This is a genomic window from Streptomyces sp. NPDC059371 (genome assembly GCF_042751995.1).
Classification (GTDB): domain Bacteria; phylum Actinomycetota; class Actinomycetes; order Streptomycetales; family Streptomycetaceae; genus Streptomyces.
The window spans coordinates 1-15,408 of sequence record NZ_JBHYXD010000122.1 but is presented as its reverse complement, the minus strand read 5'-3'; the positions used below and the strand labels follow the sequence as shown (position 1 = coordinate 15,408).

General features: G+C 70.9%; 12 protein-coding genes. 6 read left to right on the top strand and 6 right to left on the bottom strand.

Features of this window, described 5'->3' with window-relative positions:
- Positions 1-144: 144 nt before the first annotated feature.
- The 4 genes from ACFXGX_RS38565 to ACFXGX_RS38550 all read right to left on the bottom strand — a co-directional run bounded on the left by ACFXGX_RS38565 (position 145) and on the right by ACFXGX_RS38550 (position 4,146).
- Positions 145-849, bottom strand: a complete 705-nt coding sequence (locus tag ACFXGX_RS38565; RefSeq protein ID WP_384801589.1) for an AAA family ATPase — start codon at positions 847-849, stop codon at positions 145-147.
- 48 nt (positions 850-897) lie between these two features.
- Complete coding sequence (locus ACFXGX_RS38560; protein WP_384801619.1) at positions 898-1,695, bottom strand: ABC transporter permease; 798 nt, start codon at positions 1,693-1,695, stop codon at positions 898-900.
- Between the two features lie 110 nt (positions 1,696-1,805).
- Positions 1,806-2,780, bottom strand: coding sequence for an ABC transporter ATP-binding protein (locus ACFXGX_RS38555; protein ID WP_384801616.1), 975 nt, complete (start codon positions 2,778-2,780; stop codon positions 1,806-1,808).
- A 148-nt stretch (positions 2,781-2,928) separates the two neighbouring features.
- Positions 2,929-4,146: an NYN domain-containing protein gene (locus ACFXGX_RS38550; RefSeq protein WP_384801586.1), complete on the bottom strand. Its 1,218-nt coding sequence runs from the start codon at positions 4,144-4,146 to the stop codon at positions 2,929-2,931.
- Positions 4,147-4,370: 224 nt separating this feature from the next.
- On the opposite strand from ACFXGX_RS38550, the gene ACFXGX_RS38545 reads away from it, so the two are divergent.
- Complete coding sequence (locus ACFXGX_RS38545) at positions 4,371-4,550, top strand: hypothetical protein (RefSeq protein ID WP_103554547.1); 180 nt, start codon at positions 4,371-4,373, stop codon at positions 4,548-4,550.
- A gap of 123 nt (positions 4,551-4,673) precedes the next feature.
- On the opposite strand, the gene dnaE is transcribed toward ACFXGX_RS38545, so the two are convergent.
- Complete coding sequence (gene dnaE / locus ACFXGX_RS38540; protein ID WP_384801582.1) at positions 4,674-8,213, bottom strand: DNA polymerase III subunit alpha; 3,540 nt, start codon at positions 8,211-8,213, stop codon at positions 4,674-4,676.
- Between the two features lie 265 nt (positions 8,214-8,478).
- Between dnaE and ACFXGX_RS38535 the strand changes: the two genes are divergently transcribed.
- The 4 genes from ACFXGX_RS38535 to ACFXGX_RS38520 all read left to right on the top strand — a co-directional run bounded on the left by ACFXGX_RS38535 (position 8,479) and on the right by ACFXGX_RS38520 (position 13,380).
- Positions 8,479-9,807 (top strand): DUF2252 domain-containing protein, encoded by a 1,329-nt coding sequence (locus ACFXGX_RS38535; RefSeq protein WP_384801579.1) that lies wholly within the window; start codon positions 8,479-8,481, stop codon positions 9,805-9,807.
- 117 nt (positions 9,808-9,924) lie between these two features.
- On the top strand, positions 9,925-10,611 hold the full coding sequence (locus ACFXGX_RS38530) for a hypothetical protein (RefSeq protein WP_384801576.1): 687 nt from the start codon (positions 9,925-9,927) through the stop codon (positions 10,609-10,611).
- Between the two features lie 121 nt (positions 10,612-10,732).
- On the top strand, positions 10,733-11,551 hold the full coding sequence (locus tag ACFXGX_RS38525) for a thioredoxin domain-containing protein (RefSeq protein ID WP_384801573.1): 819 nt from the start codon (positions 10,733-10,735) through the stop codon (positions 11,549-11,551).
- A gap of 161 nt (positions 11,552-11,712) precedes the next feature.
- Positions 11,713-13,380 (top strand): alkaline phosphatase D family protein, encoded by a 1,668-nt coding sequence (locus ACFXGX_RS38520; protein ID WP_384801570.1) that lies wholly within the window; start codon positions 11,713-11,715, stop codon positions 13,378-13,380.
- 9 nt (positions 13,381-13,389) lie between these two features.
- On the opposite strand, the gene ACFXGX_RS38515 is transcribed toward ACFXGX_RS38520, so the two are convergent.
- Entirely contained in the window at positions 13,390-13,959 is a 570-nt protein-coding gene (locus ACFXGX_RS38515; RefSeq protein ID WP_384801567.1) for a dienelactone hydrolase family protein, read from the bottom strand.
- 197 nt (positions 13,960-14,156) lie between these two features.
- On the opposite strand from ACFXGX_RS38515, the gene ACFXGX_RS38510 reads away from it, so the two are divergent.
- Positions 14,157-15,296: a mechanosensitive ion channel family protein gene (locus ACFXGX_RS38510; protein ID WP_384801564.1), complete on the top strand. Its 1,140-nt coding sequence runs from the start codon at positions 14,157-14,159 to the stop codon at positions 15,294-15,296.
- The last annotated feature ends 112 nt before the right edge of the window (positions 15,297-15,408 follow it).

Below are 15,408 nucleotides of genomic sequence, written 5' to 3'. Positions count from 1 at the left end.
GGGCCTTACCACCCACGGCCGCGGACCCGCCTCCCCCCCCCCGTCGGGGGAGGGGCCGACCGCACCGCGGGCCCCCCGGCGTCCGGCCGCCCCCGACTCCCCGCGGCGGTACGACAGACCCTGATGCCGTGGCGGGCAACGGCCCTAGGCGGCCGGAGGTCCCTGCGGCGGCGCGGCCTGGTAGGGCTTCTGCTGGTACGGGTCGGGGTCGCGGGGGCCGAACAGGGCCATGAGGCCGAGGTGGACCACCAGGGCGCTCAGGGACCACGCGAGCAGCGCGCCCTTGGCCCCGAGCTTCAGCGGCGCGGAGAACGTGACGCCCTTGCCCACGGCCTTGGCGTGCGCGACCACGTTCTGCGTGGGGCCGAGCCAGATCCCGACCCGCCAGGCGAGCAGCGAGCCGAGCAGGCCGCCCAGGGCGAGCGCGATCACCAGGGGCACACCGCCGCGCCGGCGCACGAGGAACACGACCAGGGCGCTCAGCGCTCCGAAGCCGAGCGCGAGCAGGGTGAAGGTGCCGTCGACGCCGATCGCCTGCTCCCCCTCGGTGTCCTTCAGATACACCGCGGTGGCATCCGCGACCAGCGGCACATGGGGAGCCAGCCACGACCAGAGCACCCCGAGCAGAGCCCCCGCGAGGGCGACCGTGACCGTGATCACGGCGGCCTCCCGCACTTCGGTCTTCATGCCGGGTCCGTCCTGTCCGTAGGAGACCTCGTACGCGCCCGGGTACACGGGGTGACCCGCGGGGCCGGGAGCGGGCTGAGTCTGCCAGGCAGGGTGCGGTTGCCGCCGGTCCTCGGGGGACTGTTCGTGCGGCGGGGGAGGTGGAGTCAGCGGAGCGGTCACCCTGCCATCGTGCCAGGCCCCGCTGTGGGCCGCGTCACCGGAGCCGCGTCAGCGCACGGCGGCACGGCGGTAGGCCCAGGCCGCGAGGGCCAGCGAGACCACCCCGACCGCGCCGCACACGGCGAGATCACCGACGACGGCCGCCCAGTCGGGACGCGGCCCGAAGGTACGGGCGAAGGCCTCGACACCGTAGGTCGAGGGCAGCAGGTCCCGGAGGTACTGCACCGGGGCCGGCATCCGGTCCGCCGGGAGGACACCCAGCAGCAGGGCCGCGGACATGCCCATCTGGCCGAGCAGGGTGGCCAGCTCGGGCCGCGGCGCGAGCAGCCCGAACGCGGCACCGAGCCCGGCGAGCGCGGCGCCCGCGAGCGGGACGACCGCGGCCAGCACCCACAGATGGGCGAGCGGCAGCCCGAAGATCAGGCATCCGAACACGGCGGTGACGAGGGTGCCGGGCACCGTGAAGGACGCGTACGCGGCCGCGGCCCCGAGCACCACGGCCGCCGGCGGCACCGGCAGCGTCGCGTAGTGGTCGAGCCCGCCGCTCGCCCGCAGCTGCCCGAAGTACTGCGCGAGCAGGTTGAGGGCGACGAAGGCGACGACCAGGACCGTGGAGCCGGCGACCACGGCCCGCGCCTCGGCGCCTCCGTCCACCACCCCACGCATCATGATCATGATGCCGAGGGACTGGAAGGTGGCCACGAACAGCAGCGGGATCCTGGCGACACGGGCGCGGGAGAGCTGCGCCCGGTACACGGCGGCCAGCGAGGGCCACAGCCGCGCCCGCGGCCCCAGCTCCGCGGCCGCGCCGGCGTCCTCGGCCAGGGGCAGCGCGCTGCCCGGCAGAACTCCAGCGGGTACGGCACTCACGTCGAACTGCTCCCCTTCGTCGGCAGCCGTCCTGTTCCGCTCACGTACGACGCCCCTCTCCCGTACGGATTCCACGCCCTGGACACTCACGCCTTCACCAGTCCCTGCGTCGCGTGGCCGCCGAGCGCCAGATACACGTCCTCCAGGCTCGGCGTGGCCAGGGTGAAGTCGTCGAGTGCGGCGAAGGCGGCTCCGCCGGTGACCGTGGCCACGGCCGCGCGGGCCTCCTCGGGCGCGAGCCGCAGCGTCCAGCGGCGGCCCGACTCGACGGCGCGGTCCCGCAGCGCGGCGACCTCGGGGACGTGCAGCGGGGCGTTCTCGCGCCAGACGAGTTCGACCCGCACCTCGCCCGCGACCTGTTCCTTGAGCCCGGCCGGGGTGTCGCAGGCGATGACCCGTCCCTCGTCGAGGACGGCGACACGGTCGAGGACCGTCTCGGCCTCGATGACGTTGTGGGTGACGAGCAGGACCGTGGCACCCTGTTCCGCGCGGCGCCGGTCGACGGCGGCCCACACGGCGCGCCGGGCGACGGGGTCCATACCGGTGGTGGGTTCGTCGAGGACGAGCAGCGAGCGCCGCCCGACGAGGGCCGAGGCGAAGCAGGCGAGCCTGCGCTGTCCGCCGGAGAGCTTCCGCAGCGGGCGGGAGGCGAGCGCGGTCAGACCCAGTTCGTCGAGGACCGCGTCCCGCTCGGCCCGTGCCGCGCGGAGGTCGAGCCCGCGCAGCCGCGCGGTCGTCTCGGCGGCGAGGGACACGGTCAGCTCGTCCAGTGCGGTGGACTCCTGCCCGAGGTAGGCGAGGATGCGGGCAGCCCGTTCGGGGTGGCGCACGATGTCGTGTCCGAGGATCTCGACGCTGCCGCTGTCGGGGCGCATCAGCCCGGTGAGCTGGCGTACGAGGGTGGACTTGCCGGCGCCGTTCGGCCCGAGCAGCCCGAAGATCTCGCCCCGGCGGATGTCGAGACATACCCCGTCGGTGGCTCTGACCTCGGGCGTGGCGGGTGTGCCGCGGCGGCTGCGGACGGCCGGGTAGGTCTTGGTGAGACCTCGCACGGCGCACACGACATCGCCCCTTTGTCCCGTCGGGGCCGTCTGTGCCGTGCGCGTACTCACGAAGGACGAGAGTACGTGGTCCGGAGCCCCGTGATGCGATCGGGGCCGTGGCGGGCCCCGGGCGAAGGCTCCCGCGGCCCCTGCGCGGGGCCGGGGATCACTCCCCCGCGGGCGCGTGCTCCGTCGCGGTGCGGACGTCGATCTCCCGCCAGAATCCGGCGCGGATCGCGTAGCGGTCGTGCTCGTCGATCTGGTCGTCCTTGTGCGCGAGCAGGCCGAAGCGGGCGGCGTAGCGCAGCAGTTCGCCGTCCACCCGGTGGGGGACCCGCGGGTACATCGCCGACAGCTTCTGCAGATGGCTCGGGTCGGTGAGGCGCCCCATCCAGCGGCGCGCGAAGACCTGGCCCACTTCGTACGGGTCGCCGCCGACCGTGGTGATGTCCTCCTCGCGGTCCGCCCACCGCTGCTCGGCGGAGGTGAGCTGGGCGAGCGTGGGCAGCGCGGCGGCCTCAGGCGACTCCGTGGTGGCACCGGGCCGGTCGACCCAGCCCTTGTCCGAGGACCAGCGCAGTGTGGCGTTGGCGGGGTGCTGGGCGGGCTGGGTGCCCGGTCCGCGGAGTCCGGCCAGGTCCTTCGGTGTGGGGACTCCCTTGGCGGAGGGCACTCGTTCCTGGGTGCCGTTCGGCGATTCGGCAGCCTGGTGGTGCTCGGTCTCCTGGGCGGAGCGCTCGGCGGCGGCCGCGAGCGCGGACTCGGGCAGCGGCGCGGAGAGGATGGCGGCGATCTCGGGGCGCGGTACCGGCGGCGGGGCGCAGATCCCGCCGATCTCCTTGGCGCGGACCGCCTTGATGATCCAGGCACGGTCGAGCACCCGCCGCTCGTCGGCCTCGGCCACCAGGTCCTCGGACTGGTTGTAGTCGCCGTCCGCGGCCTGCACGGCCCACAGGTGTACGGCCACGCCGTGTTCCTTGGCGGCCATCATGCCCGGCAGCAGATCGCCGTCGCCGGTCACCAGCACGATGTCGGAGCAGGCGCGGTTGCGCGCGAGCTCGGTCAGCTCGGCGTGCATGGCGGCGTCCACGCCCTTCTGCGCCCACCGTCCGTCACTGCGGGTCAGCGCGCCCAGGCGCACCGTGACCCGGGGCATCACGCGCAGCCTGCGGTGTTCGGGCTGGGGTACGCGGTCGGGGGCGCCGTCGAACCAGTAGATGCGCAGCAGGGGCCGTTCGGTGTCGGACTCGGCGCGCTCGCGCAGGCCCTGGATGAGGGCGGTGTGGTCGACGGTGATCCGGGATCGGGACGGCTCCCCCGCGAGGAGACTGGCGGCGGCCCCGAGCAGATACCCGGCGTCCACCAGGACGATGCAGCGGTCCACGCGATCCACCCTCTTTCCGGGAGGTTTGCTTCGGGCTTCCTTGGAGTCTGCCCGACCGTGCGGAGGTTAACGGCCGGAACTCGATCTTCGGCGTGGCGGATCGGATGAACACCTGCCGACAGGTCTTATTACGCACGGTAATTCTACGAAATGCGCTGCTTGTCAGCCTATGTGAATCTGGTCGCGGCCCTGGCCCCTAGTTCCCCCGCAGGAGGCAGATCACCATGGCCAAGAACAAGAATCGCAAGCAGGGCGGCCATCAGGACCGCTCCTCGCAGGCCGAGCGTGCGCAGGAGCAGGCCCAGCGGTCGTCGGCGCAGGCACAGCAGTCGCCGATGTCGCAGGCCCAGGGCAGCCCCGCTGATGTTGCCCGTAAGCACCAGAGGCGTTTCGGCCACAACTGAGGCCGCTGCGCGGGCTGTTGAGGCCCGGACACGCACTGAGGGGCGCATCCTGTACCGGATGCGCCCCTCGATGCGTCTGTGTGTGACCGCCGCGGTGTCTCCGCCGCCTTCGCCGCGCGGTGGTCAGCCGGCCAGGCAGGCCGGGCCGAGCAGCACCTTCAGGTCGCCGAAGAGCGCCGGGTCCGGCTTCACCCGGTGCCGGTCGAGCCGCAGAACCGTGGTCCTGCTCGGGCCCTGGAGCCGGATGCGGACCTCGCTCTCGCCCTTGTGGTGGCTGAGGATCTCGCCGAGACGGCTGACCATCGGCGGAGTCACCTTCAGCGCCGGGATGGTGAGGATCACGGGAGCGTTGGTGCCCGCGTTCGACAGGTCCGGGACCTGGAGTTCCATCGCGACCAGCCGCGGCACGTCCTCGCGCTTGTCCAGGCGCCCCTTGACGAAGACGACGGCGTCCTCGACGAGTTGGGTCGACACCAGCTGGTACGTCGCGGGGAAGAACATGCACTCGATGGAGCCCGCGAGGTCCTCGACGGTGGCGATGGCCCAGGCGTTGCCCTGCTTGGTCATCTTGCGCTGCAGGCCCGAGATGATGCCGCCGATCGTGACGACCGCGCCGTCGGCGTGCTCGCCTCCGGTCAGCTGGGAGATGCCCGCGTCCGCCTTGTCGGACAGGACGTGCTCCAGGCCGAAGAGCGGGTGGTCGGAGACGTACAGGCCGAGCATCTCGCGCTCCTGGGCGAGCAGGTAGACCTTGTCCCACTCGTCGGTGGTGAACTCCACGTCGAGTCCGAAGCCGGGCTCGCTGGTGTCCTCCTCACCCATGCCGCCGAAGAGGTCGAACTGGCCCTCGGCCTCCTTGCGCTTGACCGCCACCACGTTGTCGATCATCGGCTCGAAGTGCGCGGTGAGGCCCTTGCGGGTGTGCCCCATCGTGTCGAACGCGCCGGCCTTGATCAGTGATTCCGTGGTGCGCTTGTTGCAGGCGACCGCCTCGACCTTGTCGAGGTAGTCGGGGAAGGAGGCGTACTTCCCCTTGGCCTTGCGGCTGCGGATGATCGACTCCACCACGTTCGTGCCGACGTTGCGGACGGCCGAGAGGCCGAAGAGGATCACGTCGTCGCCCTGGGCGGCGAAGTTCTGCTCGGACTCGTTCACGTTGGGCGGCAGCACCTTGATGCCCATGCGCCGGCACTCGTTCAGGTAGACGGCCGACTTGTCCTTGTCGTCCTTGACCGAGGTGAGCAGCGCCGCCATGTACTCGGCCGGGTAGTTCGCCTTCAGGTAGCCGGTCCAGTACGAGACCAGTCCGTACGCGGCGGAGTGGGCCTTGTTGAAGGCGTAGCCGGCGAACGGGACCAGGACGTCCCACAGGCCCTGGATCGCCTCGTCGCTGTAGTTGTTCTTGCGGGCGCCCTCCTGGAAGAGGACGAAGTTCTTCGCCAGCTCGTCGGGCTTCTTCTTGCCCATCACGCGGCGCAGGATGTCGGCCTCGCCGAGGGAGTACCCGGCGATGATCTGGGCGGCCTTCTGGACCTGCTCCTGGTACACGATCAGGCCGTAGGTGACCGCCAGCACCTCTTCGAGCGGCTTCTCCAGCTCCGGGTGGATCGGCGTGATCTCCTGGCGCTTGTTCTTGCGCTCCGCGTAGTTGATGTGCGAGTTCATGCCCATCGGGCCCGGCCGGTACAGGGCCGAGACGGCGGAGATGTCCTCGAAGTTGTCGGGCTGCATCTGGCGGAGCAGCGAGCGCATCGGACCGCCGTCGAACTGGAAGACGCCGAGGGTGTCACCGCGGCAGAGCAGTTCGAAGGTCTTGGGGTCGTCCAGCGGGAGGGCGAGCATCTCCAGGTCGACGCCCTTGTTGGCCTTCACCATCTTGATGGCGTCGTCCATGATCGTCAGGTTGCGCAGGCCCAGGAAGTCCATCTTCAGCAGGCCCAGCGACTCGCACTGGGGGTAGTCCCACTGCGTGATGGTCACGCCGTCGGTGTGCCGTACCCAGACGGGGGCGTGGTCGACGATGGGCTCGCTGGACATGATCACGCCGGCGGCGTGCACGCCCATCTGCCGGACCAGGCCCTCGACGCCCTTGGCGGTGTCGATGACCTTCTTCACGTCCGGCTCGTTCTCGTACATCCCGCGGATCTCGCCGGCCTCGCCGTAGCGGGGGTGCGAGGGGTCGGTGATGCCGTTGAGGTCGATGCCCTTGCCGAGGACGTCGGCGGGCATCGCCTTGGTGAGCCGGTCGCCCATGGCGTACGGGTAGCCCAGCACGCGCGCCGAGTCCTTGATGGCGTTCTTCGCCTTGATCTTGCCGTACGTGCCGATCATGGCGACCTTGTCGGCGCCGTACTTCTCGGTCACGTACCTGATCACTTCGACGCGCCGACGCTCGTCGAAGTCGATGTCGACGTCGGGCATGGAGACGCGCTCGGGGTTGAGGAACCGCTCGAAGATCAGCCCGTGCGGGATCGGGTCGAGGTCGGTGATGCCCATGGCGTACGCGACGATCGAACCGGCCGCGGAACCACGGCCGGGGCCCACCGCGATGCCCTGGTTCTTGGCCCACATGATGAAGTCGGCGACGACGAGGAAGTACCCCGGGAACCCCATCTGGATGATGACGTCCATCTCGTACTCGACCTGCTTCTGGCGGTCGTCGGGGACGCCGCCGGGGAAGCGGCGCTCCATGCCGAGCCGGACTTCCTCCTTGAACCAGGTGACCTCGGTGAAGCCGTCCGGGATGTCGAACTTCGGCATGAGGTTCTTCGCCTCGAACATGCCGGTCGTGTCGATCTGCTCGGCCACCAGGAGGGTGTTGGCGCAGCCCTCCTGCCAGGCGTCCGAGGAGTCGACGGCGTACATCTCGTCGGTCGACTTCAGGTAGTAGCCGGTGCCGTCGAAGCGGAAGCGGTCCGGGTCGGAGAGGTTCTTGCCGGTCTGGATGCACAGCAGGGCGTCGTGGGCGGTCGCCTCGTGCGCGTACGTGTAGTGGGAGTCGTTCGTCACCAGGGGCGGGATGCCGAGCTTCTTGCCGATCTCCAGGAGTCCGTCGCGGACCCGGCGCTCGATCTCGATGCCGTGGTCCATCAGCTCCAGGAAGTAGCGGTCCTTGCCGAAGATGTCCTGGTACTCGGCGGCCGACTTCAGGGCCTCGTCGAACTGACCGAGGCGGAGTCTGGTCTGGAGCTCGCCGGAGGGGCAGCCGGTGGAGGCGATGAGCCCCTCCGACCACTTGGAGATCGTCTCCTTGTCCATCCGGGGCCACTTCTGGAGCCAGCCCTCGGCGTACGCGTCCGAGGAGAGCTTGAAGAGGTTGTGCAGGCCCGTCCGGTTCGACGCCCAGATCGTCTTGTGCGTGTAACCACCCGAACCGGACACGTCGTCGCGCTTCTGGTGCGGCTGACCCCACTTGATCTTGCGCTTGTTGCGCCGGGACTCCGGGGCGACGTACGCCTCGATGCCGATGATCGGGGTGACGCCCGCCTTCTTCGCCGTGTGGAAGAAGTCATAGGCCCCGTGGAGGTTGCCGTGGTCGCTCATCGCGATATGGGTCATGCCCATCTCGCTGCAGGCGTCGAACATGTCCTTGAGCCGCGCGGCACCGTCCAGCAGCGAGTACTGGGTGTGGACGTGCAGGTGCGTGAACGGCGGCTTCGACACGGTTTCGGCCTCCAGGAAGAACCATCGGTTACAGGCTGCGGACAGTCTGGGGGGTCAGCGTCGAAGTCTATGACGCCGGACTGACACTCGGCGGAGGATCATCCGTACCGTCATGCGGGGGCGCGGAAACCGGGTGGGCGTTCGCCGCCGGAACCCGGGCACTCCCGCGTATCTTCGTCCGTTGGAAGTGGACGGACCCCTTGTCCCGGGGCGGCGCGCCCGCCCTGTCATGTCATGCACCACCTGCACCAGGAGGCACCCAGCGATGTCGGTCCCGCAGCTCAGCGCCGAGCAACGCGGCGAGCAGATCCTCGCCGTCTTCGACACCGCCTTCGGCGAGCTCCTGGCCGCCGACCCGGCCGCGTTCCGCGTGAAGTTCCGCAAGATGGCGGCTTCCGCCTTCGCGTTCTACCGCGGCACCGCGGCGCTCTTCTACCACGACCTCGACCAGGACCGGCGGGGCGGCCCGTACCTGGACGAGCGCACCTCGCGCGTGTGGATCCACGGCGACCTGCACGCCGAGAACTTCGGCACGTACATGGACGCCCAGGGCCGTCTGATCTTCAACGTGAACGACTTCGACGAGGCCTATGTGGGCCCCTTCACATGGGACCTCAAGCGCTTCGCCGCCTCCGTGGCCCTCATCGGGTACGCGAAGGCCCTCAGTGACGAACAGATCACCGAGCTGGTGCGGGTGTACGCGGCCGCCTACCGCGAGCGCATCCACGCGCTGGCCACCGGCGCCAAGAGCGACGAGGTGCCGCCCTTCACCCTGGACACCGCCGACGGCCCGCTCCTGGACGCGCTGCGCGACGCCCGCTCGCTGACCCGCTTCGGGCTCCTGGACTCGATGACCGAGATCCGCGACTTCGAGCGCCGCTTCGCCCCGGGCGGCGGCTCCATCGAGCTGGACGCCGCCACCCGGTACAAGGTCCTCGCGGCCTTCGACGGCTACCTGGAGACGCTCCCGGAGTCCTCGCTGACCCGCCCGGACTCGTACCGCGTGAAGGACGTCGTGGGCCGCCGCGGCATCGGCATCGGCTCGGCCGGCCTGCCGTCGTACAACATCCTTCTGGAGGGCAACAGCGACGCCCTGGAGAACGATGTGGTGATCTACATCAAGCAGGCCCAGACCCCGGCCGTCTCCCGGCACGTCACGGACGCCGCGATCCGCGGCTACTTCCAGCACGAGGGCCACCGCACGGTGATCTCGCAGCGTGCCCTGCAGGCGCACGCCGACCCGTGGCTGGGCTGGACCGAGCTGGACGGCGCGGGCCAGCTCGTCGCCGAGGTCTCGCCGTACGCGGTGGACCTGGACTGGGGCGACATCGACGACCCCGAGGAGATCGCCGCGGTGGTCGCGGACCTCGGCCGCTCCACCGCCACGATGCACGCGGCGGCGGACGACGAGAGCGGCCACTCGGACCTGGTGCCGTTCTCCACGGAAAGGGCCATCGACGCGGCCATCGCGGCCGACGAGGACGGCTTCGCCGGCCTCCTGGTGGACTTCGCGCACAGCTACGGCGGCCGCGCCCGGGCCGACCACCAGATCTTCGTGGACCTGTTCCGCAACGGACGGATCCCGGGCCTGTAGAGCACACGGCCGGCCACGGGGCGTCACCCGCGGCCGGCCCGCCCCACAACGCTCTCGTAACGCACAGGAAGCCTTTAGGGGACGCTTACGGGAGCGCGTGGGAGACTCACCTCTGCTATGGACATATCCGGGACCCAGCTCAGAGCCGCGCGCGCGGCCGTGTTCACGGCTGTCGTCGTGACGCTCTCCGCCGCGTCGCACGTGCTGCTGTCCCGGATGCCGCTGCCGCTGACCACCGTGGCCGCGATCAGCGCCGCCGTCTTCGCCCTCTCCTTCGCGCTCGCGGGCCGCGAGCGCGGCTTCGGCCGCATCGCCGCCCTGCTCGTCCCGCTGGAACTGGCCGCCGACACCGTGTTCACGACCGGCCAGCACGTCTGTTACGGCAGCGCGGGCGGCCCGGTCGCGGGCCCGCTGCGCTCGGTCGGCCTCGACGTGCTCTGCGGCGGCACGGTGGGGACCCCGCTGTCCCGGGTGACCGGCGGCGCCCCCGACCGCGCCGCCGCCCTGCTCGCGCACGCCGACCCGGCCGCCGCCTGGCTGCTGCTCGGCGCGCACGTCACCGTCGGCCTGCTCGCCGCCGCGTGGCTGCGCCGGGGCGAGCGCGCCCTGGACCAGCTCCTGCGCGCGGTGGCCGCCTCCACCTTCCGGCCGCTGCTGCTCGCCGTCGCCGCGGTGACCGTACGGCTGGCCCCGGCCCGTCCGCTGCCGCGCACCGCGCACCGGCCGGCCGCCGCCGCCCGCACCCGCCTGTTCACGCATTCCCTGGGACGACGCGGACCGCCCCTCAGGGCCGTTCACGCCTGAGCCGGCCGGCACGGGCGACCGCGCGGGAACGCACGTTCCCCGGAACAGCCCTGAGCACCAGCAGTCCCCCTTACGTATTCCGCGTACCACGTTGTGCGCGTCCCTGATGGAGAACACCACTATGAGCAAGCGGAACAGCCAGGCGTCGAAGACGGCGGCGCGCGAGAAGCTGCGCCTGGAGCGCGAGCGCCAGGCCAAGCGCGACAAGGTCAAGCGCCAGGCGGTCGTGGCCGGGTCCCTCGTCGCGGTCCTCGCGATAGCGGGCGGCATCGGCTACGCCGTCGTGCAGAACAACAAGCCCAGCTACTGGGAGGGTCTGAAGGACGCCAAGAACGTCGCGGCGCCCGCCAACACCACGGGTACCAAGGGCACCACGGTCATCATCGGCAAGGACACCGCCAAGAAGACCCTCAAGCTCTACGAGGACCCGCGCTGCCCCGTCTGCGCCAGCTTCGAGCAGACCGTCGGCTCGACCGTCCAGAAGGACCTCGACGCCGGCAAGTTCAAGATCCAGTACATCGGCGGCACGTTCCTCGACAACCACGACAACGGCGAGGGCTCCAAGAACGCGATGAGCGCGATGGGCGCCGCGCTGAACGTGAGCCAGGAGGCCTTCCTCGACTACAAGGCCGCGCTGTACTCGGCGAAGTGGCACCCCGAGGAGACGACGGACAAGTTCAAGGACGACGCCTACCTCATCAAGGTCGCGAACACCGTCCCCGCGCTCAAGAACAACGCGAAGTTCCAGGACGCGGTCAAGAAGGGCACGTACGACGCCTGGGCCCTGGCCATGTCGAAGACGTGGGACGACAACAAGGACGGCGTCACCGGCACGCCGAGCCTGGTGATGAACGGCAAGAAGCTCACCGGCTCGGACGGCAACGCGCCGATGACGGTCGCCGACTTCACCACGGCGATCGACGCGGCCCTCAAGGCCTGACCGGCGCCGCGGCGTTTCCCCCCAACCGCCCGGCGCGGCGGACGGGGTGACGCGAACGGCCCCTGTGACCCGAGTGATCTGAGCGGCGAAAAGCCAAAGAGCGGGCGAACTTTTCCAGTTCGCCCGCTCTTGGCTTGTACTGATCGGTAACCTCATCGCCCGTGACCAGTCGACTCAGATCAACCAACTCCGGGGACGCCCTCAACTCCCGCGCCCCGCGCCGCCGTACGGTCGTCAAGGCCGCGGCCGCCACCGCCGTCCTCGCCGCCCCGCTCGCGGCCGCCCTGCCGGCCCGCGCCGCCGAGGCACCCGTCTTCCTGCACGGAGTCGCCTCCGGCGACCCGCTGCCCGACGGCATCCTGCTGTGGACCCGGGTGACGCCCACCTCCCAGGCGATACCCGGCTCCGGGCTCGGCCCGGACACCGAGGTGAGCTGGACCGTCGCCAGGGACAAGGCGTTCACGTCCGTCGTCGCCACGGGTTCCACCGTCGCGACCGCCGCCACCGACCACACCGTCAAGGCGGACATCCGCGGCCTGCAGCCCGCCACCGACTACTGGTTCCGCTTCTCCTCCGGCGGCACCGACTCGCCCGTCGCCCGAACCCGCACCACCCCGGCCGCCGACGCGTCCGTGGCCGGGCTGCGCTTCGGCGTGGTCTCCTGCGCCAACTGGGAGGCCGGCTACTTCTCGGCGTACCGCCACCTCGCCGCCCGCAACGACCTCGACGCCTGGCTGCACCTCGGCGACTACATCTACGAGTACAAGTCCGGCGAGTACGGGACCCGCGGCACGGTCGTACGGCCCCACGCCCCGGCCAACGAGATCCTCACCCTCGCCGACTACCGCACCCGGCACGGCCGTTACAAGACCGACCCCGACCTCCAGGCCCTGCACCACAAGGCGCCGGTCGTCGCGATCTGGGACGACCACGAGTTCGCCGACAACTCCTGGTCGGGCGGCGCGGTCAACCACACCGAGGGCGCCGAGGGCACCTGGTCGGCCCGGCAGACCGCCGCCAAGCAGGCCTACTTCGAGTGGATGCCGGTCCGTCCGGCCATCGCCGGAACGACCTACCGCCGGCTGCGCTTCGGCAAGCTCGCCGACCTCGCGCTGCTCGACCTGCGCTCCTTCCGGTCGCAGCAGGCGTCCACCGCCAGCGGCTCGGTCGACGACCCGGACCGTACGATCACCGGCCGCGCCCAGCTCGACTGGCTGAAGTCCGGGCTCAAGTCCTCGGACACCACCTGGCGTCTGGTCGGCAACTCGGTGATGATCTCGCCGTTCGCGGTGGGCTCCCTCTCCGCCGACCTCCTCAAGCCGCTCGCCAAGCTGCTCGGACTCCCGCAGGAGGGCATCGCCGTCAACACCGACCAGTGGGACGGCTACACCGACGACCGCCGCGAACTGCTCGCGCACCTGCGGTCCAACGCCATCCGCAACACGGTCTTCCTGACCGGTGACATCCACATGGCCTGGGCCAACGACGTGCCGGTGGACGCCGGCACGTACCCGCTGTCCCCCTCCGCCGCCACGGAGTTCGTCGTCACCTCGATGACGTCCGACAACCTCGACGACATCGTCAAGGTCCCCGAGGGCGTCGTCTCCGCCGTCGCCGCCCCGATCATCCGCGCGGCCAACCGCCATGTGCACTGGGTCGACACCGACCGGCACGGCTACGGGGTCCTGGACATCACGGCCGACCACGCGCAGATGGACTACTACGTGCTGTCCGACCGCAAGAACCCGGACGCGACCTCGTCCTGGGCCCGTTCGTACCGCACGCGCAGCGGCACGCAGACGGTGGAGCGGACGTACGACCCGGTGTAGTCCCCCGGGCTACAGCGAATCGAGGAAGCCGAGCGCCACCTTCCAGGTGGCCTCGGCCGCCTCGGCGTCGTAGTCCGGCAGGTCCGGGTCGGTGTAGATGTGCCCCGCGCCCGCGTACCGGTAGATCTCCACGTCGGCTCCGGTTCTCTGCATCTGGAGATACCAGGCACTCAGCCAGTCGTCCGTCTCGAACTGGTCGGGCTCGGCGACATGGAGCTGGACCGGGAGCCCGTCCACCGACGCGCTCTCGGCGATGTCCGACGTGCCGTGCAGCAGGAGCAGTCCGCGGGCCTTCTCGTCACCGAGGGCCAGGGTCTGACCGATCGAGGCGCCGAGGGAGAAACCCGCGTAGACGAGACCGCGGTCGGAGTAGGGCGCGGCGGCCAGGACCGCCCGCCTGAGCAGCTCGTCCTTGCCGATCCCGTCGCTGAAGGCCATGCCCTCCTCGACGGTCTCGAAGGTGCGCCCCTCGAAGAGATCGGGGGTCCACACCTCGTGGCCCGCGGCGCGCAGCCGGTCCGCCGCCGCGCGCACCGCCGGCCGCAGGCCGTAGGTCGAGTGAAAGAGCATGATGTTCATGGACTCCATGGTGCCAGCCGGCACCGACGGCGCCGCTCCGGCCGTCCCCCGGGGTGGCCTTGGGCCGCTTGCCAGGGTGCCGTGGAGTTTCCGGTGCCCCGGAGTCGCCGGGGTGCCCTGGAACGAGCCCCTGGGATACCCCGTTCCGCCCCGAGAACACATGTTCATGACGCCGGTGGCCGGTTAGCTTCTCAGGCATGGAGAACGTACTGCGCCCGGTGATCGTCGTCGGTGGATCGGTCGTGCTGGCCCTCCTCATCGGATGGTCCGTGGACCGTCTGCTGCGGCGGGCTGACGACCGGCACAGCGAGACCTCCCTGTGGGGTCTGCTCCGCCGCGGCCGTGTCCCCTTCCAGCTCGTCCTGTTCGCGGCCCTGCTCAGAGGCTCCTACGACCAGGTGAGGCTCCTGGTCGAGCACCGGACCGGCATCGGCCGGACACTGACCCTGATCCTGATCGGCGCCGCCGCCTGGCTGGTGGTGAGCATCTCCACGGCGGTCGTCGAGACCTCTTACAGCCGCTACGCGAACGCGCACCGCGATCCCGCCCGGATCCGCCGGGTCCGCACCCAGGTCACGCTGATCCAGCGGGTGGTCACCGCGGTCGTCGGTGTCGTCGCCGCCGCCGCGATGCTGCTCACCTTCCCCGCGATGCGCGCGGCCGGCGCCTCGCTGCTGGCCTCGGCCGGGATCCTCGGCATCGTCGCCGGTGTCGCGGCCCAGTCCACCCTCTCGAACCTCTTCGCCGGCCTCCAGATCGCCTTCGGCGACATGGTGCGGCTCGGCGACACCGTGGTGGTCGACGGCGAGTGGGGAACCGTCGAGGAGATCACCTTGACGTTCCTGACGGTACGGACGTGGGACGAGCGCCGGATCACCATGCCGGTCTCGTACTTCACGTCGAAGCCGTTCGAGAACTGGTCGCGCGGCACCCCCCAGATGACCGGCATCGTCTTCCTGCACCTCGACCACTCCGCCCCGGTGGAGGCGATGCGCGGGAAGCTGCGCGACATCCTGCGCGAGTGCCCGGCCTGGGACGGCCGCGACTACGGCCTCGCCGTCACCGACTCGACGCCCAACACCATGCAGGTGCGCGCCCTGGTCACCGCGAAGGACGCGGACGACATCTGGACGGTACGGGTCACGGTCCGCGAGCAGTTGATCCGCTGGCTGACCGAACAGCACCCCTACGCGCTCCCCCGCGTCACCACCGCCGAGGCGGCGCTGGTCCCCGGGCAGAGCTCGCGCACGGGCCGCCCGGAACCGGACGCGGTGGCGTCCCGCCCCCACGCCCGGCACACCCACGAACCACCCCGCACAGGCCCGGGCCGCGGCTGAGCCGCCTAGGCCCCGGCACCGGCGGACCACCCGGACCCGGTCGCCCCGACGGGCCGGCCAGGTCCGCCGGGGCGCCGGGCCGTGCCCCCGCGCCGGGGCCGGCGGGGGCGCG